The 22,193-nt window shown below is 59.5% G+C and carries 19 protein-coding genes and 1 pseudogene; 10 read left to right on the top strand and 10 right to left on the bottom strand.

Annotated elements, in window-relative coordinates; all coding sequences use genetic code 11:
• The first annotated feature begins 33 nt into the window (after window positions 1-33).
• Window positions 34-1,464 (top strand): exodeoxyribonuclease I, encoded by a 1,431-nt coding sequence (sbcB, locus tag LOY68_RS25045; RefSeq protein WP_265040539.1) that lies wholly within the window; start codon window positions 34-36, stop codon window positions 1,462-1,464.
• A 97-nt stretch (window positions 1,465-1,561) separates the two neighbouring features.
• Here sbcB and mvaT read toward each other — a convergent pair whose 3' ends face one another.
• The gene (gene mvaT / locus LOY68_RS25040) at window positions 1,562-1,939 is read right to left on the bottom strand and encodes a histone-like nucleoid-structuring protein MvaT (protein ID WP_007933316.1); all 378 of its coding nucleotides are present in this window, start codon (window positions 1,937-1,939) and stop codon (window positions 1,562-1,564) included.
• 340 nt (window positions 1,940-2,279) lie between these two features.
• On the opposite strand from mvaT, the gene purU reads away from it, so the two are divergent.
• Both purU and LOY68_RS25030 read left to right on the top strand, forming a co-directional pair.
• The gene (gene purU, locus LOY68_RS25035) at window positions 2,280-3,128 is read left to right on the top strand and encodes a formyltetrahydrofolate deformylase (RefSeq protein WP_054045042.1); all 849 of its coding nucleotides are present in this window, start codon (window positions 2,280-2,282) and stop codon (window positions 3,126-3,128) included.
• Between the two features lie 82 nt (window positions 3,129-3,210).
• A complete protein-coding gene (locus LOY68_RS25030; RefSeq protein WP_265040532.1) occupies window positions 3,211-3,387 on the top strand; it encodes a hypothetical protein in 177 nt (58 codons plus the stop codon).
• Between the two features lie 130 nt (window positions 3,388-3,517).
• Here LOY68_RS25030 and LOY68_RS25025 read toward each other — a convergent pair whose 3' ends face one another.
• From LOY68_RS25025 to LOY68_RS32410, 5 genes and pseudogenes are all read right to left on the bottom strand, one after another.
• Entirely contained in the window at window positions 3,518-4,513 is a 996-nt protein-coding gene (locus tag LOY68_RS25025; RefSeq protein WP_265040531.1) for a lysylphosphatidylglycerol synthase transmembrane domain-containing protein, read from the bottom strand.
• Window positions 4,510-5,259 (bottom strand): polysaccharide deacetylase family protein, encoded by a 750-nt coding sequence (locus LOY68_RS25020; protein ID WP_265040530.1) that lies wholly within the window; start codon window positions 5,257-5,259, stop codon window positions 4,510-4,512. Before LOY68_RS25020 ends, LOY68_RS25025 begins: the two co-directional genes overlap by 4 nt.
• Window positions 5,260-5,277: 18 nt before the next feature.
• Complete coding sequence (locus tag LOY68_RS25015) at window positions 5,278-6,399, bottom strand: glycosyltransferase family 4 protein (protein ID WP_265040529.1); 1,122 nt, start codon at window positions 6,397-6,399, stop codon at window positions 5,278-5,280.
• A gap of 192 nt (window positions 6,400-6,591) precedes the next feature.
• Window positions 6,592-7,356 (bottom strand): methyl-accepting chemotaxis protein, encoded by a 765-nt coding sequence (locus LOY68_RS32415; RefSeq protein WP_375538741.1) that lies wholly within the window; start codon window positions 7,354-7,356, stop codon window positions 6,592-6,594.
• A 93-nt stretch (window positions 7,357-7,449) separates the two neighbouring features.
• Window positions 7,450-8,481 (bottom strand): annotated as a pseudogene (locus LOY68_RS32410) (cache domain-containing protein); the annotation flags it as partial.
• Window positions 8,482-8,669: 188 nt separating this feature from the next.
• Between LOY68_RS32410 and LOY68_RS25005 the strand changes: the two are divergent.
• A complete protein-coding gene (locus tag LOY68_RS25005; RefSeq protein WP_265040527.1) occupies window positions 8,670-10,157 on the top strand; it encodes a DUF853 domain-containing protein in 1,488 nt (495 codons plus the stop codon).
• A 119-nt stretch (window positions 10,158-10,276) separates the two neighbouring features.
• Here LOY68_RS25005 and LOY68_RS25000 read toward each other — a convergent pair whose 3' ends face one another.
• The gene (locus tag LOY68_RS25000; protein WP_054613720.1) at window positions 10,277-10,732 is read right to left on the bottom strand and encodes a DUF721 domain-containing protein; all 456 of its coding nucleotides are present in this window, start codon (window positions 10,730-10,732) and stop codon (window positions 10,277-10,279) included.
• A 307-nt stretch (window positions 10,733-11,039) separates the two neighbouring features.
• On the opposite strand from LOY68_RS25000, the gene secA reads away from it, so the two are divergent.
• The 4 genes from secA (at window position 11,040) to LOY68_RS24980 (ending at window position 16,828) form a co-directional block, all read left to right on the top strand.
• On the top strand, window positions 11,040-13,775 hold the full coding sequence (secA, locus tag LOY68_RS24995) for a preprotein translocase subunit SecA (protein WP_265040526.1): 2,736 nt from the start codon (window positions 11,040-11,042) through the stop codon (window positions 13,773-13,775).
• A 123-nt stretch (window positions 13,776-13,898) separates the two neighbouring features.
• Window positions 13,899-15,116 (top strand): bifunctional glutamate N-acetyltransferase/amino-acid acetyltransferase ArgJ, encoded by a 1,218-nt coding sequence (argJ, locus tag LOY68_RS24990; protein WP_054613721.1) that lies wholly within the window; start codon window positions 13,899-13,901, stop codon window positions 15,114-15,116.
• Window positions 15,117-15,254: 138 nt separating this feature from the next.
• The gene (locus LOY68_RS24985) at window positions 15,255-15,887 is read left to right on the top strand and encodes a glutathione S-transferase family protein (protein WP_163912545.1); all 633 of its coding nucleotides are present in this window, start codon (window positions 15,255-15,257) and stop codon (window positions 15,885-15,887) included.
• Complete coding sequence (locus LOY68_RS24980; RefSeq protein WP_265040525.1) at window positions 15,884-16,828, top strand: Nudix family hydrolase; 945 nt, start codon at window positions 15,884-15,886, stop codon at window positions 16,826-16,828. Before LOY68_RS24985 ends, LOY68_RS24980 begins: the two co-directional genes overlap by 4 nt.
• A 109-nt stretch (window positions 16,829-16,937) precedes the next feature.
• On the opposite strand, the gene LOY68_RS24975 is transcribed toward LOY68_RS24980, so the two are convergent.
• From LOY68_RS24975 to LOY68_RS24965, 3 genes are read right to left on the bottom strand one after another with little or no spacing between them, the layout of a single operon-like run.
• Window positions 16,938-17,519 (bottom strand): cob(I)yrinic acid a,c-diamide adenosyltransferase, encoded by a 582-nt coding sequence (locus LOY68_RS24975; RefSeq protein ID WP_265040524.1) that lies wholly within the window; start codon window positions 17,517-17,519, stop codon window positions 16,938-16,940.
• Between the two features lie 2 nt (window positions 17,520-17,521).
• The gene (locus LOY68_RS24970) at window positions 17,522-19,558 is read right to left on the bottom strand and encodes a HAMP domain-containing sensor histidine kinase (RefSeq protein ID WP_054045019.1); all 2,037 of its coding nucleotides are present in this window, start codon (window positions 19,556-19,558) and stop codon (window positions 17,522-17,524) included.
• A 45-nt stretch (window positions 19,559-19,603) separates the two neighbouring features.
• Window positions 19,604-20,521, bottom strand: a complete 918-nt coding sequence (locus LOY68_RS24965; RefSeq protein ID WP_054045017.1) for a putative 2-dehydropantoate 2-reductase — start codon at window positions 20,519-20,521, stop codon at window positions 19,604-19,606.
• A gap of 140 nt (window positions 20,522-20,661) precedes the next feature.
• On the opposite strand from LOY68_RS24965, the gene LOY68_RS24960 reads away from it, so the two are divergent.
• Together LOY68_RS24960 and LOY68_RS24950 are read left to right on the top strand one after the other, a co-directional pair.
• The gene (locus LOY68_RS24960) at window positions 20,662-21,147 is read left to right on the top strand and encodes a YajQ family cyclic di-GMP-binding protein (protein WP_054045015.1); all 486 of its coding nucleotides are present in this window, start codon (window positions 20,662-20,664) and stop codon (window positions 21,145-21,147) included.
• A 188-nt stretch (window positions 21,148-21,335) separates the two neighbouring features.
• Window positions 21,336-22,178, top strand: a complete 843-nt coding sequence (locus LOY68_RS24950; RefSeq protein WP_054045013.1) for a mechanosensitive ion channel family protein — start codon at window positions 21,336-21,338, stop codon at window positions 22,176-22,178.
• Window positions 22,179-22,193 lie beyond the last annotated feature (15 nt).

The following is a 22,193-nucleotide window of genomic DNA, read 5'->3' as shown; positions in this document are numbered from 1 at the left end:
AGACTTCGCCGGTCTTCAGTTCAGGAATAGCCCGTGACCTCCATCTTCTGGTACGACTATGAAACCACTGGCATCAACCCCCGTTGCGACCGCCCGCTGCAAGTCGCCGGGATTCGCACCGACTTCGACCTCAATGAAATAGACGAGCCGGTCAATCTGTATTGCCAGCCCAGTGACGACATCCTGCCGCATCCGGCAGCGTGCGCGATCACCGGTATCACGCCGAGTCGTCTGGCCGAACAAGGCTTGAGCGAAGCCGATTTCATGACCCGGGTGCATGCCCAACTAGCGGCCCCCGGCACCTGTGGCGCCGGATACAACACGTTGCGTTTTGACGATGAGATGACCCGTTACAGCCTGTATCGAAACTTTTTCGATCCGTATGCCCGCGAGTGGCAGGGCGGCAACAGTCGCTGGGACCTGATCGATGTGGTGCGCGCCGCCTATGCCTTGCGCCCTGATGGCCTGGCCTGGCCCACGGACGAAGAAGGGCGGGTGACGTTGAAGCTGGATCGCCTGACGGTCGCCAATAACATCGATCACGGCAATGCCCACGAAGCCTTGTCAGACGTACGCGCGACGATTGCCCTGGCCCGTCTGGTCCGGGAAAAGCAGCCGAAGCTATATGACTGGCTGTTCCAGTTGCGCAGTAAGCAAAAGGTGATGGATCAGGTTCGGCTGTTGCAACCGATGGTGCACATCTCCGGGCGATTCTCGGCGGCGCGCAGTTTTGTCGGCGTGGTGTTGCCCCTGGCGTGGCACCCGCGAAACAAGAACGCACTGATCGTCTGTGATCTGCACCTGGACCCCCAGGGCTTGCTCGACCTGGATGCCGAGACGTTGCGTCAGCGCTTGTATACCCGCCGTGATGATCTGGCGGAAGGCGAGCTGCCGGTGCCGCTCAAACTCATTCATATCAATAAGTGCCCGGTGGTGGCGCCGCTGTCGGTACTTCGCCCTGAAGATCAGCAACGGCTAGGGCTGGATATGGTGCTATATCAGGCGCGGGCACTGCGGCTAAGTGACGCACAACAAGTTTGGCGAGATAAAGTCATGGCGATTTATGCCAGCGAAGATTTCGCCGCGAGCCAGGACCCGGAGCAACAGTTATACGATGGATTTATCGGTGATCGGGACCGGCGTCTATGTGAGCAAGTCCGGGCCTCTGACCCTGTGCAATTAGCGCAACAACAATGGCCGTTCGATGATGAACGTCTACCGGAATTATTGTTTCGATATCGCGCACGCAACTTCCCCGATACGTTGAATTTCGAAGAGCAAGAACGCTGGCGAATGTTTTGTCAGCAACGTTTGTCTGCTCCTGAGTGGGGGGCGCCTAATACCCTCGAATCTTTTGCACAGGCGACGGCTCAATTGACGATAAGTGCTACACCGTTTCAGCAACAGGTTCTCAATGAATGGCAGAATTATGTCCAGGCATTACGCAAACGTTTGAGTCTTTGAATTCGAATGAAGTCGCCTGAATGCCAGGCATAAAAAAACGCCAGCATCAGCTGGCGTTCTTTTTTGTCACAGAACCGGTCTGCGACAGGCGTGCGGCTTAGCCCAGCAGGGTAGCCCAGCCTTCAACCACATCACCGCCCCACTTGGCTTTCCACTCTTTCAGAGTTTTGTGGTTGCCACCTTTGGTTTCGATGACTTCGCCGTTGTGCGGGTTTTTGTATTGTTTAACTTTGCGAGCGCGCTTGGTGCCGGTAGTTTTTACTGCGCCGCCACGTGGTGCTTTGGTCTTGGACTCTGGATCCAACAGCGCGATGATGTCACGCAGGGATTTGGAGTATTCACCCATCAGGGTGCGCAGTTTGCCTTCGAATTCCAGCTCGGTTTGCAGTTTGTCGTCTTGGGACAGATTCTTCAAACGGGCTTGCAGCTCTTTGATAGCTTCTTCGGTGGCGCGGTATTCGTTGATCAAGGACATTGAGGACTACCTTATGTAGGTCGCGGGATGGCAGGGACAGTGCCGCAATAATAGTCAGGCTGTTTCATCAAGTAAACATTTAACCGGAGTTTATTTAATTTAGTTGCGGTGAGTCCGTCACAAATTTGATGTGTTGTTAAATACTGTCAGGGGAATCAACACAGATATTCACAATTGATCTCTTGAAGATGGGCAGCAAGAACACCATCGCGCGTGCTGGCGGCGCTGCCAAAAAACTGCGGTGCTGCACGGCGTGTAGATCAAGGCGTCATCAATACTGCAGTTTTGCTGCGCAGTCGCTAGAATGGCGGCCTTTGCGAAGTTCTGGAGTTTGACCCTCATGCGCACTTTTCGGCTGGTGATTGCTTGCCCGGACCGCGTCGGCATCGTTGCTAAAGTCAGTAACTTTCTGGCGTCACATAACGGCTGGATCACTGAAGCGAGCCATCACTCGGATAATCTCAGTGGCTGGTTCTTCATGCGTCACGAAATTCGTGCCGATTCGCTGCCTTTCGGCCTCGAAGCCTTTCGCGAAGCGTTCGCGCCGATTGCCGAAGAGTTCTCGATGAACTGGCGTATTACCGATACCGCGCAGAAAAAACGCGTGGTGTTGATGGCCAGCCGTGAATCCCATTGCCTGGCGGACTTGTTGCACCGCTGGCACAGCGATGAACTGGACTGCGAAATTTCCTGCGTGATTTCCAACCATGATGACTTGCGCAGCATGGTCGAGTGGCACGGCATTCCTTACTACCACGTACCGGTCAATCCGCAGGACAAAGAGCCTGCCTTTGCTGAAGTTTCGCGGCTGGTTAAACAGCACGATGCCGAAGTGGTAGTACTTGCCCGTTACATGCAGATTCTGCCGCCGGAGTTGTGCAGCGAATATGCCCACAAGGTCATTAACATTCACCACAGCTTCCTGCCGTCGTTCGTAGGGGCCAAGCCGTACCACCAGGCTTCCCTGCGTGGCGTGAAGTTGATTGGCGCCACGTGCCACTACGTCACCGAAGAACTGGACGCCGGTCCGATCATCGAGCAAGACGTGGTACGCGTCAGCCACAGCGACAGCATCGAAGACATGGTGCGCTTCGGCCGCGATGTCGAGAAGATGGTGCTGGCCCGTGGTTTGCGTTATCACCTGGAAGACCGGGTGCTGGTGCACGGCAATAAAACTGTCGTGTTCTAACCACCGCGCAGTTGAAATTCGAAGGGCCTGAGCGTTCAATCGCTTCAGGCCCTTCGCCGTTTCTGCACTGAGGACTTTGACCATGGCCGATCCACTGGACAAAGCCACTTCCAAGGCACCCGCCACATTAGGCGAGGGTTGTTTGAGTCGTTACGACCCGGACGACATGAGCCCGGAGGACGGCACGGAGTTTCCAGGTGCTGCCGAGTTGTGGGAAGAGTTGAAGCCTGAGTCCGACGACGAAGGGGTTAAACCCTGAAAAGAGCTTCTACAGGAAAACGCATTCCACCTGTAGGAGCGAGGCTTGCCCGCGAAAGCGTCCTGCCTGCCAACATCAATATTGAATGTCCCGCCGTCTTCGCGGGCAAGCCTCGCTCCTACATTGGGCTTCAGGCTTGCTTGAACTTCATCAACTTCTTGAGCAGCGGCCGCCCCAGCATTATTAAAAACACCGGCCCGCCGACCACCAGATAAAAGTAATACGTCACGGCCCGCCAGATCAGAATCGCCGCCGCTGCGGTGGATTTCCCTACCATCGGTGCCAACAGCGCCGCCGACGTCAATTCCGCCGCCCCGGCACCGCCCGGCAACAGGCTGAACTGTCCCGCACTCAGCGAAAGCATCTGGATCAGAAAACTCCAGGCCCACTGCAAATCCGCCCCGAGCCCGCGCAACGCCAAATACAACACGCTGTAGCGCAGAACCCAATGCACGCAGGTCAAGGCAAATACTTTGATCAACGTCTGATAAGGCAGCTTCAACGTGTCAGTGAACGCCGCCAGGAAGTGCAGGAGTTTTCGCGCCCAGCGCAGGCGTGTGGTGGCTTTGACATTCAGACGCGCCAGCAGCCGGCCGCTCAGGCGAATCAACAAACGGTGATAACGCGCCACGACCACGCAACTGACCAACCCGCCGAACATCGAGACTGCGCTGACCGTCAGCAGCCATTCCATGCGCTGGCTGAGGTGCTGGAACAGCGCGTAAATCAGAATCCCGCTCAGGGCGCAGAGGAAAAACAGCAGATCGCTCAACTGATCCATGGCAAACACCGCGCTGCCCCTGGCCGGGCGCACGCCGTTGCGGGCCAGCAGGGCCATGATGGTCAGCGGCCCGCCACTGCCGCCGGGGGTGGCGCAGTAGGCAAATTCGGCGGCCATTACCACGCCGAGGCTTTTAACGCGGCTGACCTTGTCGCGCTGATCGCCCAGCAACAGGCGCAAGCGCATGGTGTTGACCACCCAGCACAGCAAGATCATGCCGAACATGATCAGCAAACCGCTCACCGGAAAGCTTTGCAGGCGCGACCAGGTTTCGTTGCCGCCCAGCACCAACGGGATCATTACCGCCGCGAGCAGGGCGAGGAACAGCAGAATCCCGCGACTCATGCGGCGCGGCCGATTCGGTCTTGGTGCAGCATCAGCCAGTTGGCCTTGGTCATTGGCACACGGCCCTCGTCGAGTAAGCGTTTAAGGGTTTGTAGCCAGTAATCGCGGGAAAATCCATGGCGCATGTCCACCGGGTGCAAACCCAGGCGAATCACCGGCGCTTGCTGCCAGCGCTGTTCGCGTTGATCGCTGAGCAGTTTCGACAGCCCGCGGCGCCACGCACTGCGTGCACTCCAGACCAGCCCCGGAGCATCAATCGGGCTGAAGTCCGGCAAACGATACAGGTGTTGCGGATCGCTGGTGTAACTCAATGGCAACTGACGCAACGCCTGGCGCGTGCCTTCGCTCATCAGCCAGGCCGGGGCGACGAAGCCCTGCAAGGGCCAACGGTAACGCTGAAACACCTCGATACCGGCGCGCAGGCGGGCGAGGGCTGCAGCTTGGGACAGGCTATAGAACTCGCCTTCGTGGGTGTAGATGCGCCGCATGAACCAGTCTTTAGGCGTGGTGGCCGGAGGACTGTCGTCACAATGAAAGTAACCGTGCAGCGCCAGTTCATCGCCCCGGTCGACACGACCGCTCAACATCCGCCGAAAACCTGGATGTGCCTCCAGATCGTTGTGCTTGTGAAAGTCAGGCACCACCAGCCAGGTTATCGGCACTGCGCCCAGGGCATCGACGGCTTCGACAAAAGGTTGGTAATCGGCCCAGGTCTGCGGCGCCACATCGTGCAGCACCAACAGCAACGCTGGCGGGGGGTGGAGTCAGCCATTGGCGATCAGCGGCCATTGAGTGCCGAGCACGGCGTGATAATGGCCGAGCAGGCTGTTGACCACCGCGTCCCAGGCGTAATGCCGTTCGACATGCTGCCGGGCCTGTTCGCCGAGCGTGACGCTGCCGCGGCTGAACAACTCGCGAACGGCGTTGGCCATGGCCAGTGGATTGTTCGGTGTGCAGAGCAGGCCGCATTGCTCGGTGACAATTTCCTGAAAAGCCCCGGCTGCCACCGCCACCACCGGAATGCCGCTGGCCATGGCTTCGAGGATCACCAGGCCGAAGGTCTCCTGGTCGCCCGCATGCAGCAGCGCATCGGCGCTGGCCATCAACCGTGCGACTTGCGGCGCCGGGCAGAACTCATCCACCACCGTGACGTTGTCCGGCACCTGCGCCGGCATCGAGGAACCCACCAGCAACAAATGATAGCGAGGCCCCAGGCGTCGCATGCAGTCGAGCAGCACCGGCAGGTTTTTCTCCTTGGAACCACGGCCAGCGAAGATCAGCAGCCGGGTGTCTTCAGCAATCCCTAGTTCGGCCCGCAGACCGGGGTCGCGGGCAGTGGGGTTGAAGGTTTGCAAATCGACACCCAGAGGCTGCACGAACACATTGCGCACGCCGAGGCCGATCAGCTTATTCGCCATGACCTGGCTCGGCGCGAGCACCCGGTCGAAGTTGCCATAGAGCTTGCTGACGTAGGCCTCGACATTATTGGTCACCCAATTGCCCATGCGATTGCTGACGAGCAGCGGCAAGTCCGAGTGATAAAAACCGATCACCGGCACATCCAGTTGCCGCCGCGCATCCAGCGCCGCCCACGCGGTGAGGTACGGGTCGCCGACTTCGATCAGGTCGGGTTGCAGATCCTGCAAGACATTGCGCCATGGCGCCAAACGGAGAGGAAAACGATAACCCTTGCCGAAGGGCAGGGCGGGGGCGGGAACCTGATACACACCGTCTTGTTCGCTGAAGTGTTTACCCGGTATCAGCAGGCTGTGACGAATGCCTGGTTTTACCCCGAGGCGACGGTGCTTGGCATCCAGATAAGTGCGCACGCCACCGCTCGCAGGGGCGTAGAACATGGTTATGTCCGCGATATGCACGATGAACATCCCTCCGGTCCGGTCCTCTCCCTAGGTTGACCTTTATGAAGGATAGATGTTCGTTTGGGGTTTTGCGGTGGGGTGTCAGCGAGGTGTTTCGGGGTTTTGCAGACCGCCTTCGCGGGCAAGCCTCGCTCCTACAGGGTTGTGTGATCCCTTGTAGGAGCGAGGCTTGCCCGCGAAGAGGCCCTCAAATACAACCTAAATACGGAAACTGCCCACCAACTGCTTCAACCGCGCCGCCTGCTGCTCCAGGTCCGAGCACGCGCGCAATGTCGATTGCAGGTTTTCCACGCCTTCCTGGTTCAGCGTGTTGATCTCGGTGATGTCGACGTTGATCGATTCCACCACCGCCGTCTGTTCCTCGGTTGCGGTCGCCACCGACTGGTTCATCCCGTCGATCTCACCGATGCGCAAGGTCACGCTGTTCAGGCGTTCGCCGGCCAGGTTGGCGATTTCCACGCTGTCCTGGCTGTGGCGCTGGCTTTCGCTCATGGTGCTGACGGATTCCCGGGCGCCAACTTGCAGCTCCTCGATCATGGTCTGCACCTGTTGCGCCGATTCCTGGGTGCGGTGCGCCAGGTTGCGCACCTCGTCGGCCACCACCGCGAAACCACGCCCGGCCTCACCAGCGCGCGCCGCTTCAATCGCGGCGTTGAGCGCCAGCAGGTTGGTTTGCTGGGAGATGCTGGTGATCACTTCGAGAATCTGCCCGATGTTCACGGTTTTGCTGTTCAGCGACTCGATATTGGTGCTCGACGCGCTGAGCATGCTCGACAGCTGATTCATCGCCTTGATGCTGCGATCCACCACTTGCTGGCCATCTTCGGCCAGGCTGCGGGCATCGCTGGCCTGGTTCGACGCTTGCGCGGCGTTGCGCGCAATTTCCTGGGCGGCGGCGCCGAGCTGGTTGATCGCTGCAGCCACGCTGTTGGTGCGTGAAGCCTGCTGGTCGGAATTGAACATCGACGAGTTCGAGGCCGCGACCACACGCAGGGCCACTTCGTTGACCTGGCCGGTGGCCGAGGACACTTCGCGTATCGACGTATGAATCCGCTCCACGAAACGGTTGAAAGCGGTGCCAAGGACGCCGAATTCATCCTGGTTCTGGATGGTCAGGCGTTTGGTCAGGTCACCTTCACCGTCAGCGATGTCTTCCATCGCGCGGGTCATGACATGCAGCGGCTGGATCAGGATGCGGATCAGCATGCCGAGCAGGGCGATGATGATGGCCACGGCAATCACCGTCGCAATCACCGCCGAGGTGCGGAACTCGCTGAGCATGGCGAAGGCTTTGTCCTTGTCCACGGACAGGCCGATGTACCAATTGACCGACGGCAGGCCTTTGATCGCGGTGAAGGTCACGATGCGGGTTTTGCCGTCGACTTCGACTTCACTGTAATCACTGCTGATGCGCGGGGTATTTTTCGGATAGGCCTCGCTGAGGGATTTCATCACCAGGGCTTTATCCGGGTGCACCAGGATCTTGCCGTCGGCGCTGACCAGGAAGGCATAACCCATGCCGTCGAAATCCCGGGCGCTGAGGGTGTCGATCAAGGTTTGCAGGCTCAGGTCGCCGCCCACTACACCGACGCTTTGTCCGGCCTTTTTCGAGGCGGTGGCGATGGAAATGATGGTCTGGCCGGTGGCCGCGTCGATATACGGTTCGGTCAGGGTCGCCGTGCTGCTGCTTTCGGCGCCTTTGTACCAAGGACGAACCCGTGGGTCGAAGCCATCAGGCATCTTCACATCCGGGCGGATGCTGAAGTGGCCGGTGGCGTCGCCGAGGTAGGACGCCATGAACGTCGACGTCAGGGCTTTCTGCTCTAGCAGGCTGGCGACGGTGGACTGTTCAGGGTTGATGGCGATGTTTTGCGCAAGGTTGTCGATCAGCAGGATGCGACCGGTCAGCCAGGTTTGAATGTTGCTGGCGGTGACCTCGCCCATTTCGTTGAGGTAGTTGTCCAGGTCTTCGCGAATCGCATTGCGTTGCAGATAGTCGTTGTACAGCGTGAACGAGGCAAAGGCAGCAATAACGATCAGGGCGGCGGCAAGCAGTATCTTATGGCTGAAGCGCAGATTTTTATTCATGGCTTGGGGTGTCCGCTAAGGTCTTATATGTCCAAGGCGTGCTTTTATAAAGACGCGCAAAATGGACAGTGTTGAAATCAAGCTGATATTCCGTCTCTCCTTAAGGGACTACCGAGGCTCTTTTCAGTCGTGTTTCTCACTTCTTTTTATCGGCCGTGAAGGATCAAAGATTAACCATGGGTGACAAAATGCCTGACTCATCGCAACTCGTTATCGGTGCCGACCAAGCGGGGCAGCCGATCGCCCAGGCCATGCGCCTGGCGAACCGTCACGGTCTGGTCGCGGGCGCCACCGGCACCGGCAAGACTGTCACGTTGCAGCGCCTGGCCGAAGCTTTCAGCGACGCCGGCGTGGCGGTGTTTGCCGCTGACATCAAGGGTGACCTGTGTGGCCTGGGCGCCGCCGGCAACCCGCAAGGCAAGGTCGCCGAGCGGATCGCCGGGATGCCGTGGCTGAACTACAAACCCCAGGCGTATCCGGTGACCTTGTGGGACATTCACGGTGAGTCCGGTCATCCATTGCGCACCACCCTGAGTGAAATGGGCCCGCTGCTGATCGGCGCCCTGTTGGAGTTGAGCGACAGCCAGCAATCGGCGCTGTACGCCGCGTTCAAGGTCGCGGACCGCGAAGGCCTGTTGCTGCTGGACCTCAAGGATTTGAAAGCGCTGCTCAATCACCTGCGCGACAACCCGCAATTGCTGGGCGACGACGCAGCATTGATGACCACCGGCTCCAGTCAGGCGCTGCTGCGGCGTCTGGCGATCCTGGAGCAACAAGGCGCTGAAGCCTTGTTCGGCGAACCGGCGCTGCAACTCGAAGACATCCTGCAACCGACCGCCGATGGCCGCGGGCGCATTCACTTGCTCGATGCCAGCCGTCTGGTGCACGAAGCACCAAAGGTCTACGCGACGTTCCTGCTGTGGCTGCTGGCAGAGTTGTTCGAGCAACTGCCGGAGCGTGGCGATGCGGACAAACCGCTGCTGGCGCTGTTTTTCGACGAAGCGCACTTGTTGTTCGCTGACACGCCCAAGGCGTTGCAAGAGCGTCTGGAGCAAGTGGTGCGGTTGATTCGCTCCAAAGGTGTCGGCGTGTATTTCGTCACCCAGTCTCCAGGTGACTTGCCGGACGACGTGTTGGCCCAGCTCGGCCTGCGGGTCCAGCATGGCTTGCGGGCATTTACCGCCAAGGAACAGAAATCCCTGCGCGCGGTGGCTGACGGCTTCCGGCCGAACCCGGCGTTTGATGCCTTGTCGGTGTTGACCGAACTGGGAATCGGCGAGGCGCTGGTCGGCACCTTGCAGGACAAGGGCACGCCGGAAATGGTCCAGCGGGTGTTGGTCGCACCGCCGCAATCGCGGATCGGGCCGTTGACCGAAACCGAACGCACGCTGCTGATCGCCGGGTCGCCGTTCAAGGGGCGTTATGACAAGCCGGTTGATCGTGAGTCCGCGTATGAAGTGTTGATGGGGCGCAAGGGCCTGGCGCCGGAGGCTGACGCGGCACCGGGTAAACCGGCCGCTGAAGAGCCAAGCTTCACCGACAAGGCCGGGGAGTTCCTCGGCACGGCGGCGGGGCAGGCACTGAAATCGGCGATGCGACAGGCGGCCAATCAATTGGGCCGACAGTTGGTACGCGGGTTGATGGGTTCTTTATTAGGCGGAAGTAAACGCCGATAACCAGCGGACACAGATCAAATGTGGGAGCGGGCTTGCTCGCGAAAGCGGTGTGTCATTCAAAAATAATGTCGACTGACACTCCGTATTCGCGAGCAAGCCCGCTCCCACAGGGGATTCGGTCAGTCCTTGGGTTTGGCGTGCGCCGCTAGACGCTCCAGCGCCGCGCGCAAATTCGGATCACTGATCCCGTCGGCTGTCGCCTGAATGGTCGCACCCGCATCGCTGGACAGACTGATGGTATGCCCCGCTGCGCCTTGCTGGACGGTCGGTGGTTGCACCTTGAACAGAATCCGGGTCAGGCTGGCAAACTCATCGAACAACTGCAATTGTCGTTGCAGGCGCTTCTGCTGGTAACGCAGGCGTGTCGCCCAATGCCCATCGGTGACAATCAGCAACAAACTGCCTTCGCGCCACGAAGCCACATGACAGTGCTCACGCGCGGCAGGCTGCAATTGGCTTTCCACCAGGCGTTGTAAATGACCCAGGCGTTGAGCCTGGCCGAAAATGGCTTTCAGCGGTTTGGCTTCGCGAAGCAGAACAGCGGGTGCTCTGGCCGTGAGAGGGCGAAATGCCATGATCAGACACCTGAAGTAACAGAGCCGCCATGGTAGCAGAAAGCACCCGATGCGCCTGACCCATTGCTTTGCGAGCGCTTTACCCATTAAATCAACAAGTAACTTCTACCGTGAATGGGTTGAAGTTCAGCAAAAAGCCCTTATTTTAAGTGAGCCCCGTAACAGCGCAGTGCATGCATCGTGGAATAACGCCACTTTCCTCACCATCGTTTCCGGGTAGAATGCTCGTTCGCATGCGGCCATGAGGGCTGCACGGGCGACTCACGGGGCCGCCCTCCATCCCTTTAGTGTGGAAGATCCTGCCGATATGTTTGCGCCTTTGTTAAAGAAACTTTTTGGAAGCAAGAACGAGCGTGAAGTCAAACGCATGCTCAAGACGGTGCAACTCGTCAATGCCTTCGAAGAGCAAATGGTGGCCCTTTCGGACGATCAATTGCGTGCCAAGACTGATGAGTTCAAGGCCCGCATCGCCAAAGGGGAAACCCTCGACAAGCTGTTGCCAGAAGCCTTTGCGGTCGCCCGCGAAGCCGGCAAGCGCGTCATGGGTATGCGTCACTTCGATGTCCAGCTGATCGGCGGCATGACCTTGCATGAAGGCATGATCGCGGAAATGCGTACCGGTGAAGGCAAGACCCTGGTGGCAACACTGGGCGTTTACCTGAACGCGCTGTCCGGCAAAGGCGTGCACGTTGTTACCGTGAACGACTACCTGGCCCGTCGTGACGCCAACTGGATGCGTCCGCTCTACGAATTCCTCGGCATGACGGTCGGCGTGGTTACCCCATTCCAGCCGCCGGAAGAAAAACGCCTGGCTTACGCCGCCGATATCACCTACGGCACCAACAACGAATTCGGTTTCGACTACCTGCGCGACAACATGGCGTTCAGCATGGAAGAAAAATTCCAGCGCGAACTCAATTTTGCCGTGATCGACGAAGTCGACTCCATCCTCATCGACGAAGCCCGTACCCCGCTGATCATTTCCGGTCAGGCTGAAGACAGCTCCAAGATGTATGTCGAGATCAACAAACTGATCCCGCAGCTGGAACTGCACGTCGAAGAAGTCGAAGGCGAAGTCACCAAGGCTGGCCACTACACCGTCGACGAGAAGACCCGTCAGGTCGAACTCAACGAAGCCGGTCACCAGTACGTTGAAGAAATGCTGACCCGTATCGGCCTGCTGGCTGAAGGCGAAAGCCTGTACTCGGCGCATAACCTGGGCCTGCTGACCCACGTTTATGCCGGTCTGCGTGCGCACAAGCTGTTCCATCGCAACATCGAATACATCGTGCAGGACGGTCAGGTTGTATTGGTCGACGAACACACCGGTCGTACCATGCCGGGTCGTCGTCTGTCCGAAGGCCTGCACCAGGCCATCGAAGCCAAGGAAAACCTGAGCATCCAGGCCGAAAGCCAGACCCTGGCTTCGACCACGTTCCAGAACTACTTCCGTCTGTACAACAAGCTGTCCGGCATGACCGGTACTGCTGACACCGAAGCGTTCGAATTCCACCAGATCTACGGTCTGTCGGTGATGGTTATCCCGCCGAACAAGCCGCTGGCGCGTAAAGACTACAACGACCTGGTGTTCCTCACCGCTGACGAGAAATACGCCGCGATCGTGGCCGACATCAAGGAATGCATGACCCAGGGCCGTCCGGTGCTGGTGGGTACTGCAACGATTGAAACGTCGGAACACATGTCCAGCCTGCTCGTGAAAGAAGGCATCGAACACAAGGTTCTGAACGCCAAGTTCCACGAAAAAGAAGCCGAGATCATTGCCCAGGCCGGTCGCCCAGGCGCACTGACCATCGCCACCAACATGGCCGGTCGTGGTACCGACATCCTGTTGGGCGGTAACTGGGAAGTGGAAGTGGCTTCGCTGGAAGACCCGACACCTGAGCAAATTGCCCAGATCAAGGCCGACTGGCAGAAACGCCACCAGCAAGTGCTGGAGTCCGGCGGCTTGCAGGTAATTGCTTCCGAGCGTCACGAATCGCGTCGTATCGACAACCAGTTGCGTGGTCGTGCCGGTCGTCAGGGTGACGCCGGTTCCAGCCGTTTCTACCTGTCGCTGGAAGACAGCCTGATGCGCATCTTCGCCTCTGACCGGGTGAAGAACTTCATGAAAGCCCTGGGCATGCAGTCCGGTGAAGCGATCGAGCACCGCATGGTGACCAACGCCATCGAGAAGGCCCAGCGCAAGGTTGAAGGCCGCAACTTCGACATTCGCAAGCAATTGCTCGAGTTCGATGACGTCAACAACGAACAGCGTAAAGTGATCTATCACATGCGTAACACGTTGCTGGCCGCCGACAACATTGGCGAAACCATTGCTGACTTCCGTCAGGACGTGCTCAACGCTACCGTCAGCGCGCACATTCCACCGCAATCGTTGCCTGAGCAGTGGGACGTTGCCGGTCTGGAGGCCGCGTTGCAGAGCGACTTCGGTGTAGCGCTGCCGATCCAGAAATGGCTCGACGAAGACGATCACCTGTATGAAGAAACCCTGCGCGAGAAGCTCATGACCGAGCTGCTGGCGGCGTACAACGAGAAAGAAGAGCAGGCGAGCGCCGAAGCGCTGCGCACCTTCGAGAAGCAAATCGTTCTGCGTGTACTCGACGACCTGTGGAAAGACCACCTGTCGACCATGGATCACCTGCGTCACGGCATCCACTTGCGTGGTTATGCGCAGAAGAACCCGAAGCAAGAGTACAAGCGCGAGTCGTACACGCTGTTCTCCGAGCTGCTGGATTCGATCAAGCGCGATTCGATCCGTGTGCTGTCCCACGTTCAGGTTCGCCGCGAAGATCCGATCGAAGAAGAACAACGCCTGCGTCAGGAAGCCGAAGCACTGGCCGCCCGCATGCAGTTCCAGCACGACGAAGCGCCGGGTCTCGAGCAACCGGAACTGCTGGGTGAAGAGGTCGATGTCGCCCTTGCCACCGCACCGGTACGCAACGATCAGAAGCTGGGCCGTAACGAACTGTGCTACTGCGGTTCGGGCAAGAAATTCAAGCATTGCCACGGGCAGATCCAGTAAAACCCGTTTCAATCGCTGAAATACCCGCGCCGCGACCGGCATCAGCCGTCGCGGCGTTTTGCCATTTAAACCCACCGTTCTTCCTGAAAACGGTGCAGACATCATTTATTAAGGAGCGCATTCATGGCTGTTGGTCTTGGTCCTTTGCCAACGTTGCACCCGGTTGCCGGTTTTGAACTCGGTATCGCTTCGGCCGGCATCAAGCGCCCAGGGCGCAAGGATGTCGTGGTCATGCGCTGTGCCGAAGGCTCCACCGTCGCGGGTGTGTTCACTCTGAACGCGTTTTGCGCCGCGCCCGTGATCCTGGCCAAGCAACGCGTGCAAGGTCCGGTGCGTTACTTGCTGACCAACACCGGCAATGCCAACGCCGGCACCGGCGCACCTGGCCTGGCCGCTGCGGAGCGCACCTGCGCGAAACTGGCTGAATTGACCGGCGTCGATGCCAGTCTGGTGCTGCCGTACTCCACCGGTGTGATCGGCGAGCCGTTGCCGGTCGAGAAAATCGAAGGCGCGTTGCAAGCCGCTCTTGATGATCTGTCGGTGAACAACTGGGAAGCTGCCGCCACCGGCATCATGACCACCGACACGTTGCCTAAAGGCGCCAGCCGCCAGTTCGAACATGACGGCGTGACCATCACCGTCACTGGCATCAGCAAAGGCGCGGGCATGATTCGTCCGAACATGGCGACCATGCTCGGTTACATCGCAACCGATGCCAAAGTCTCCCGTGAAGTCCTGCAAAACCTGCTGCTGGATGGCGCCAACAAGTCGTTCAACCGCATCACCATCGACGGCGACACCTCGACCAACGACTGCTGCATGCTGATCGCCACCGGTCAGGCTGCACTGCCGGAAATCACTTCCGCCAGCGGTGAATTGTTCGCCAAGTTGAAGCAAGCGGTGTTCGAAGTCTGCATGGACGTGGCCCAGGCCATCGTGCGTGACGGCGAAGGTGCGACCAAGTTCGTCACCGTCGAAGTCAACGGTGGCGGCAACCACCAGGAATGCCTGGACGTCGGCTACACCGTGGCCCACTCGCCGCTGATCAAGACCGCGCTGTTCGCTTCCGACCCGAACTGGGGCCGCATCCTCGCCGCCGTCGGCCGTGCCGGCGTGCCGGATCTGGACGTGAGCAAGATCGACGTGTTCCTCGGCGAAGTGTGCATCGCCAGCCACGGCGCCCGCGCCTCGACGTACACCGAAGCCCAGGGCTCGGCGGTAATGCAGCAGGAAGAAATCACCATCCGTATCGAGCTGGGTCGCGGTGATTGCAGCGAAACCATCTGGACCACCGACCTGTCCCACGAATACGTGAAGATCAACGCTGAGTACCGCACTTAAGACCGAGTCGCCTTATTCGCGAGCAGGCTCGCTCCCACAGGGGGAATGCATTCCAATGTGGGAGCGAGCCTGCTCGCGAAAAGGGTCTACCAGACGCTAGAGATTCTGGCCTGCACCCCTCATCAAAAGGTCCCGAACATGAGCCTCCACCTGATCATCGGCGACAAGCTACTTTCCTCCTGGTCCCTGCGCAGTGCCCTGGCCCTCGAACTGACTGGCGCTCCCTACACCGAAGAACTGATCAAACTCGGCCAGCCAGACACCCGTGAGCGCGTGCTCAAGCATTCGCCGACCGGCAAAGTCCCGCTGCTGAAGTCCGAACACGGTGTCATCGCCGATTCCCTGGCGATTGCCGAGTACCTGGCCGAGCAATTCCCCGACGCCGGCCTCTGGCCCAAAGATACCGCCGCCCGCGCCCAGGCCCGTTCGGCCTGCGCGCAGATGCACAGCGGTTTCTTTGCCCTGCGCAGCAACATGTCATTCGACCTGAGTCGCGACGAAGCGCTGCCATCGATCCCGCCAGAGGTTCAGGCGGAAATCGAGCGCATGCTGGCGTTGTGGGCTGAATGCCGCGCCACTGCGACCGAAACCGGCCCATTCCTGTTTGGCAGCGCCAGCCTGGCGGATGCGTATTTCGCGCCGATAGCCGTGCGTCTGCGCACCTACCGGGTGAAGTTGCCGGCGGTGGCCGAGGCCTACGTCGAAACCATCTACCAATGGCCAGCGTTCAAGGCCTGGCAGAAGGCTGGACTGGAGGAGGTAGGACAGTGAAACGAGTACACGTCGCCGCCGCTGTTATCCGTGACAGCGCTGGCAAGATTCTTATCGCGCGCCGTGCCGACACCCAGCACCAGGGCGGTTTGTGGGAGTTTCCCGGTGGCAAGGTCGAGGCGGACGAGTCCGTTGAAACCGCCCTGGCCCGTGAACTTCAGGAAGAGTTGGGCATTGTCGTCGAAGCGGCGCGACCGCTGATCAAGGTTCAGCACGACTACCCGGACAAACAAGTGTTGCTGGATGTCTGGGAAGTCTCCGCATTCAGCGGCGAACCCCACGGCGCCGAAGGCCAGCCGCTGGAGTGGGTCGCACCGCGTGACCTGCTGAACTACGAGTTCCCGGCGGCCAACCAGCCGATCGTTGCTGCTGCACGGCTGCCGGCGGAGTACCTGATTACCCCGGAAGACATGGAAACCCCGGCCTTGCTGCGCGGTATCCAGAAAGCGATTGCCGGCGGCATCAAGTTGATCGTGCTGCGGGCGCCTAACGGCTACGACCCTAAATACCGCGACCTGGCGGTGGATGCGGCGGGGCTGTGTGCCGGCAAGGCGCAGTTGATGATCAAGGGGCCGTTCGAGTGGCTGGGCGACTTCCCGTCCGCCGGTTGGCACATCACCGCCGCGCAGTTGCGCAAGTACGCAGCGGCCGGTCGACCGTTGCCGGCGTCGCGCTGGTTGGCGGCGTCCTGTCATAACGCGGAAGAACTGGCGTTGGCCGAGCAGATGGGCGTGGACTTCGTGACCCTGTCGCCGGTGCAACTGACCCAGACTCACCCTGATGGCCAGCCGTTGGGTTGGGAGCAGGCTGAAAACCTGATCGCAGGTTTCAGCAAGCCGGTGTTCCTGTTGGGTGGCGTTGGCCCGGCGGAGCGGCAGAAGGCTTGGGACATCGGGGCGCAGGGTGTGGCGGGGATTCGGGCGTTTTGGCCTGAGGACTGATTCTGCGTTGATGCTGCTGGCCTCTTCGCGGGCAAGCCTCGCTCCTACAGGGGAACGCATTCCAATGTGGGAGCGGGCTTGCTCGCGAAGGCGTCCTTACATGCGCCGACTAAACCTCAGGTTTGGCCGCCGGCTGCCAAAGAATCTCGGCAATCCCCTGGCGCTTGGCAATCAACCGCGCTACCACAAACAGCAAATCCGACAACCGATTGATATACGCCAGGCCAACCCCGGCCAGCGGCTCAATCGCATTCAAATGCTGACACCGCCGTTCCGCACTGCGCGCCAGGCTACGGCAGACGTGAGCCTGGGCAATCAACGCCGAACCGCCCGGCAAGATGAAATTCTCCAGCGGCCCCAGTTCTTCATTCCACAGATCAATCGCCGCTTCCAGCCGTTCGATTTCTGCGGCATTCAACGCCTGATACACCGGCATCGCCAGTTCACCGCCCAGGTCAAACAACCGATGCTGACACGGCGCCAACACCTCAATCACTTCGTTCAAACCCGGATAAACAGCGCTTTGCGCTTCCAGCCCGGCCAACAGCACACCCACCTGACTGTTCAGCGTATCGACCTCGCCAATCGCCTCGATCCGCGGGTGATCCTTGGGCACGCGACGGCCATCGCCCAGGCCGGTTTCGCCTTTGTCGCCGGTGCGGGTGTAAATCTTCGACAGGCGAAAGCCCATGGTTACCTCGATAACTGATTGAGTTCTTGGGAGACGAGCGGGGTGCCCGCCAACGGCAGGCGCAAGGTGAAGCAGGTGCCCTGGCCGAGGGTCGATTGCACTTCCATCTGACCCTTGTGGTTGTTGGTGATAATGAAATACGAAACGGACAGCCCGAGGCCGGTGCCCTGGCCTATTTCCTTGGTGGTGAAGAACGGCTCGAAGGTGCGTTTGCGCACGTTCTCGCTCATGCCGATACCGTTGTCCTCGACCTGGATTTCCGCCCACGGTGGGTTGAGTTTGGTGCGCAGGATGATCCGCCCCGGTTCACGGTCGTCTTCGCGCTGATGAATCGCCTGGGCCGCATTTTTCAACAGATTGAGCAGCACCTGCTCCAATTCGTTGGCCGTGCCCGGCACCGGGCCCAGCGCCGGGTCGAACTGACGAATGATCGCCTGGCCCTTGAAGTCGAAACCGATCGCCAGGTCAAAGTCGTTACCGGCGATTTCCACCGCTTGATCGATCAACGCCGGCAGGTCGCACGGCGCCATCTGGCGGGTGCTGCGTCGGCTGAAACTGAGCATGTGCGTGACGATCTTCGCCGCCCGTGCCCCGGCCTGCTGGATGCCATCGAGCAATTGCGGCACTTCCCGCGCTTTCAGGTACTGGTTGACCGTTTCCAGTTCGACGCCAACGTGTTCGGCTTGCTCGAGGTTTTTCGGCAGGTCTGGCGACAGCCGACGGCGAATGTTTTGCACGTTGTGCAGGATCGCCCCCAGCGGGTTGTTGATTTCGTGGGCCATGCCGGCAGCGAGGCCGCCGACCGAAAGCATTTTTTCCGACTGCACCATCATTTCTTCCAGGGACAGGCGCTGGGTGATGTCGTCGATCCGGATCACCACGCCACGCCCGGCGCCGCCCATCAACGGGTAGAAGGTCAGGGCGTAGTGTTTGGCTTCATCGTCCTTGACCCAAGTCACCCGCTCGATCTTGGCCACGGTGTGCTGCTCGACGGTTTGCTTGAGTTGCGGCAGAAACGGTTTGAGCGGTTCGAACGCGAGGAAGATCGGCTGGTTCAGCGCTTCGTCCAGGCGCGTGCCGGACAGGGCGCTGGCCTCCTGATTCCACTGGGTGACGTAGAGCTGTTCGTCGAGGGCGATCAGCGCAGAAGGCATGGAGTCGATGATGCTGTTGAGGTAATTCTGGAAACCGGTGAGTTTCTTCTCGATCTTGCTCCGCACCTGGACTTCCAGTTCCAGCTTGCGGTTGGTATGACGGGTTTCTTCCGCCAGACCCTGGGCCTGATCATAAGCAGCCTGGGAGTCGTCCCGGGCGCGCTTGAGTTGCTGCTCCCGGGCTTCAATACGCGAAAGCATGGTGTTGAACGCCTCGGCGAGGCTGCCGATTTCATCGTGGTTGCCGCGAGAGGCGCGCAACGCGTAGTTCTCCTCCCGGGTGACCTGACGGGACAGTTCTTCGAGCTGATGGATCGGCCGGGTGATCAGGCGTTTGATCTGCCGGGCGATTACCAGCCACAGCAACACGCTGAAGATCAGGATGCCCAGGCTCGCGGTCAGGGTGCCGGTGTAGAACGCCACCGGCAGTTCGCTGCTCGCCACCAGCAGCAAATGGCCCGGTTCGGTGCCGGGGCGGGGCAGGGTGATGATTTGATTGCTGCGAAACTCCGTGGCTTGCCACGCTTCGATATGCCGGTAGCGCTCCGGCAGCTTGAGTTTTTCGCCGTGCTGCAACTGCGCCAGACGCACGCCGTCGCCGTCATACAGCGCCGCTGCGCGCAATGGCGAGTAGCTGTTGAGTTCATTGAGCAGGCGCTCGGCGCTTTGCGGCGACTTCAATGCCTCGGACACCAGGCTCGGGTTCGACACCAGCCGGCCAATGGTTTGCAGGGCCTGGGGGGCCATGCTTTCCTGGGAAATGTAGTACGCGGCGCTGATAAAGGTCAGGTTGGCGACCAGCAGGACGGTGATCAACAGCACCAGCAGGGCGGCCAGCAGTTTCTGGCCGACAGGTAGGTTTTCGAGGCGCTGGCGCAGTGGCATCAGGTTTATCGCTGCAAAGGAACAAGTGGCCAGCGTAGCCGCTGCTCAGTCGCTGGGCAATCCAAGGCTGTGCAGATGCGCGGTTAACCGGGCCTCAAGCTGATTGAGATGCGGCAGATTCAACTGGTGCCGCGCCGCGACTCTGCAGACATGGCCCAATAGATAGCTGATTTCGGTGCGGCGCTGATTGGCCACATCCTGATACATCGACGAGTAATTGGCGGCGGTGGCCTGAATCACCCGCTCGACTTCCTGTTGCAGATGTTCGGCGGCGGCCGGTTGCCCGCAACGCTCCAGCAGTTCGGTCAGCTCGGCGCAGAGGGTGGCCACTTCGCAATGATGCTGCTGCAAACCGCCATTACGGCAATCGTGCAGCACGGTCAGCGGATTAATCGCACAGTTGAGCGCGAGTTTTCGCCACAGGCGGGTGAGGATGTCCGTAGTCCATTCGTGGGGAATTCCGGCAGCCGTCAGGTCCTCCAGCCAGATCGGCGCCACCGGATGGCCGGCATCCCCCAGCCAGGTGTAACCGTGGCCAGCAAATACCACGCGCCAGTCGCCATCGCGAAACGCGCCTTCAGTGCTCGACGCGCTGATACAGCGGGCCTGGGGCACTTGCGCGGCGACCGCATCCTGGCTGCCGAGGCCGTTCTGCAACAGAATCAGTTCGGCACCGGGGGCAAGGCGCGGCGCCAGGCGGGCCACGGCTTGCACGGCGTCGTAGGCTTTGCAGGCCACCAGCAGGCGATTGATCGGCTCATCGCTGTCGGACGTTTCGCCGGGGATCTCATAGAGTTTTGCTTCGCCGTGTTCCACCAGCGTCAGGCCACCGGCCGCCCGATACGCCTGCAAGCGTTGCTCGTCGCGCACAATCAACCGAACCGGAACGCCGGCCCGCGCCAGGCGGGTAGCCCACAAGGTGCCAAGGCTTCCGGCGCCCAGGACATGCCAGGTCATGGACATCAGCTTTTTGCTCGGATTAAGGCAGGCATGTGAGGCTCGCAGTATCGGTTGAGAAAGACCCGTTATAATGAGCCCGATTTTAACCGCAAGCCAAGCGCGCTCCATCGTGATCGAGCGCGCCTTTTTATTGGAGAAACTACATGCCGTCGTTCGACGTGGTATCCGAACTGGACAAACACGAAGTCACCAACGCGGTCGAGAACGCCGTCAAGGAACTCGATCGTCGTTATGACCTGAAAGGCAAGGGCACCTTCGAGTTCAAGGAAAAGGACCTGACCGTCAACCTGACCGCTGAAGCCGACTTCCAGCTCGAAGCGATGATCGAGATCCTCAAGCTCTCCCTGGTCAAGCGCAAGATCGACGTGCAGTGCCTTGAAGTCAAGGACGCCTACGCTTCGGGCAAGCTGATGAAGCAGGAAGCCGTCCTCAAGGAAGGCATCGACAAAGAGCTGGCGAAGAAAATCGTCGCTCACGTCAAGGACGCCAAGCTCAAGGTCCAGGCCTCCATCCAGGGCGAGCAAGTGCGCATCACCGGCAAGAAGCGCGACGATTTGCAGGAAGCCATCGCGGCCCTGCGCGCCAAGACGTTCGACATGCCGCTGCAGTTCAACAACTTCCGCGACTAAACATGTAACGCGGGCCCTGTGGGAGCGGGCTTGCTCGCGAAAGCGGTGTGTCATTCAGCAATGATTTCGACTGACACGCCCTCTTCGCGAGCAAGCCCGCTCCCACACTGCATTGTGCTTAACCTCGGCAGGCCCTTTATGCCGCTTATTGTTCGCGTGCCGGATGGCCGGGAATCAGGAGAAAGTAGATGGATTTGAATACTGAAGTGGACAATCTGGTCAAGGCGTCTCAAGCCTGGATCCCGATGATCATGGAGTATGGCAGTCGTGTCCTGCTGGCAGTGATCACCCTGGCCATCGGCTGGTGGCTGATCAACAAGGTCACGCAAAAGCTCGGTGGCTTGCTGGCTCTGCGTAACGCCGACCTGGCGCTGCAAGGTTTTATCAGCAGCCTGGCCAACATCATTCTCAAGGTTTTGCTGATTGTCAGCGTGGCCTCGATGATTGGTGTGGAAACCACCTCGTTCGTCGCAGCCATCGGTGCGGCAGGCCTGGCCATTGGCCTGGCGTTGCAGGGCAGCCTGGCGAATTTCGCCGGCGGCGTGCTGATTCTGTTGTTCCGTCCGTTTCGCATTGGTGACTGGATCGAAGCCCAGGGCGTTGCCGGTACAGTCGACAGCATTCAGATTTTCCACACTGTGCTGCGCACTGGCGACAACAAGACCATCATTGTCCCGAACGGCAACCTGTCGAACGGCATTATCACCAACACTAACCGTCAGCCAACCCGCAAAGTCGTGTTTGATGTAGGCGTGGACTACGAAGCGGACTTGCAAAAGGCCCGTGAAGTGTTGCTGGAACTGGCCAAAGATGAACGCATCCTGGCGGAACCTGCACCACAAGCCGTTATTTCGACCCTGGGCGACAGTTCGATTACTGTGTCCCTGCGAGTGTGGGTCAAGACGGCGGATTACTGGGATGTGATGTTCATGTTCAATGAACAATCCCGAGATCGTTTGAAAACCGCAGGTATTGATATTCCGTTCCCGCAACGAGTTATTCGTGTGGTTCAGGAAGCACCGGTGAATTGAAGTGAGTGCGACTAA

The organism is Pseudomonas sp. B21-053 (assembly GCF_026016365.1).
GTDB lineage: Bacteria > Pseudomonadota > Gammaproteobacteria > Pseudomonadales > Pseudomonadaceae > Aquipseudomonas > Aquipseudomonas nunensis.
Note: the sequence above shows the minus strand (reverse complement) of the source record. Positions and strands in the feature narration are given on the sequence as shown.

What these genes read in the sequence shown, in the direction of transcription:
- LOY68_RS25000 (WP_054613720.1), bottom strand. Translation starts at nt 10,732, where the DNA reads ATGGCATTTCGCCCTCTCACGGCCAGAGCACCCGCTGTTCTGCTTCGC.
- LOY68_RS24965 (WP_054045017.1), bottom strand. Translation starts at nt 20,521, where the DNA reads ATGTCCATGACCTGGCATGTCCTGGGCGCCGGAAGCCTTGGCACCTTG.
- LOY68_RS25005 (WP_265040527.1), top strand. Translation starts at nt 8,670, where the DNA reads ATGCCTGACTCATCGCAACTCGTTATCGGTGCCGACCAAGCGGGGCAG.
- LOY68_RS24950 (WP_054045013.1), top strand. Translation starts at nt 21,336, where the DNA reads ATGGATTTGAATACTGAAGTGGACAATCTGGTCAAGGCGTCTCAAGCC.
- LOY68_RS24960 (WP_054045015.1), top strand. Translation starts at nt 20,662, where the DNA reads ATGCCGTCGTTCGACGTGGTATCCGAACTGGACAAACACGAAGTCACC.
- LOY68_RS24970 (WP_054045019.1), bottom strand. Translation starts at nt 19,558, where the DNA reads ATGCCACTGCGCCAGCGCCTCGAAAACCTACCTGTCGGCCAGAAACTG.
- secA (WP_265040526.1), top strand. Translation starts at nt 11,040, where the DNA reads ATGTTTGCGCCTTTGTTAAAGAAACTTTTTGGAAGCAAGAACGAGCGT.
- purU (WP_054045042.1), top strand. Translation starts at nt 2,280, where the DNA reads ATGCGCACTTTTCGGCTGGTGATTGCTTGCCCGGACCGCGTCGGCATC.
- LOY68_RS25025 (WP_265040531.1), bottom strand. Translation starts at nt 4,513, where the DNA reads ATGAGTCGCGGGATTCTGCTGTTCCTCGCCCTGCTCGCGGCGGTAATG.
- LOY68_RS24975 (WP_265040524.1), bottom strand. Translation starts at nt 17,519, where the DNA reads ATGGGCTTTCGCCTGTCGAAGATTTACACCCGCACCGGCGACAAAGGC.
- argJ (WP_054613721.1), top strand. Translation starts at nt 13,899, where the DNA reads ATGGCTGTTGGTCTTGGTCCTTTGCCAACGTTGCACCCGGTTGCCGGT.
- LOY68_RS24985 (WP_163912545.1), top strand. Translation starts at nt 15,255, where the DNA reads ATGAGCCTCCACCTGATCATCGGCGACAAGCTACTTTCCTCCTGGTCC.
- LOY68_RS25015 (WP_265040529.1), bottom strand. Translation starts at nt 6,399, where the DNA reads ATGTTCATCGTGCATATCGCGGACATAACCATGTTCTACGCCCCTGCG.
- LOY68_RS32415 (WP_375538741.1), bottom strand. Translation starts at nt 7,356, where the DNA reads ATGTTCAATTCCGACCAGCAGGCTTCACGCACCAACAGCGTGGCTGCA.
- LOY68_RS25030 (WP_265040532.1), top strand. Translation starts at nt 3,211, where the DNA reads ATGGCCGATCCACTGGACAAAGCCACTTCCAAGGCACCCGCCACATTA.
- mvaT (WP_007933316.1), bottom strand. Translation starts at nt 1,939, where the DNA reads ATGTCCTTGATCAACGAATACCGCGCCACCGAAGAAGCTATCAAAGAG.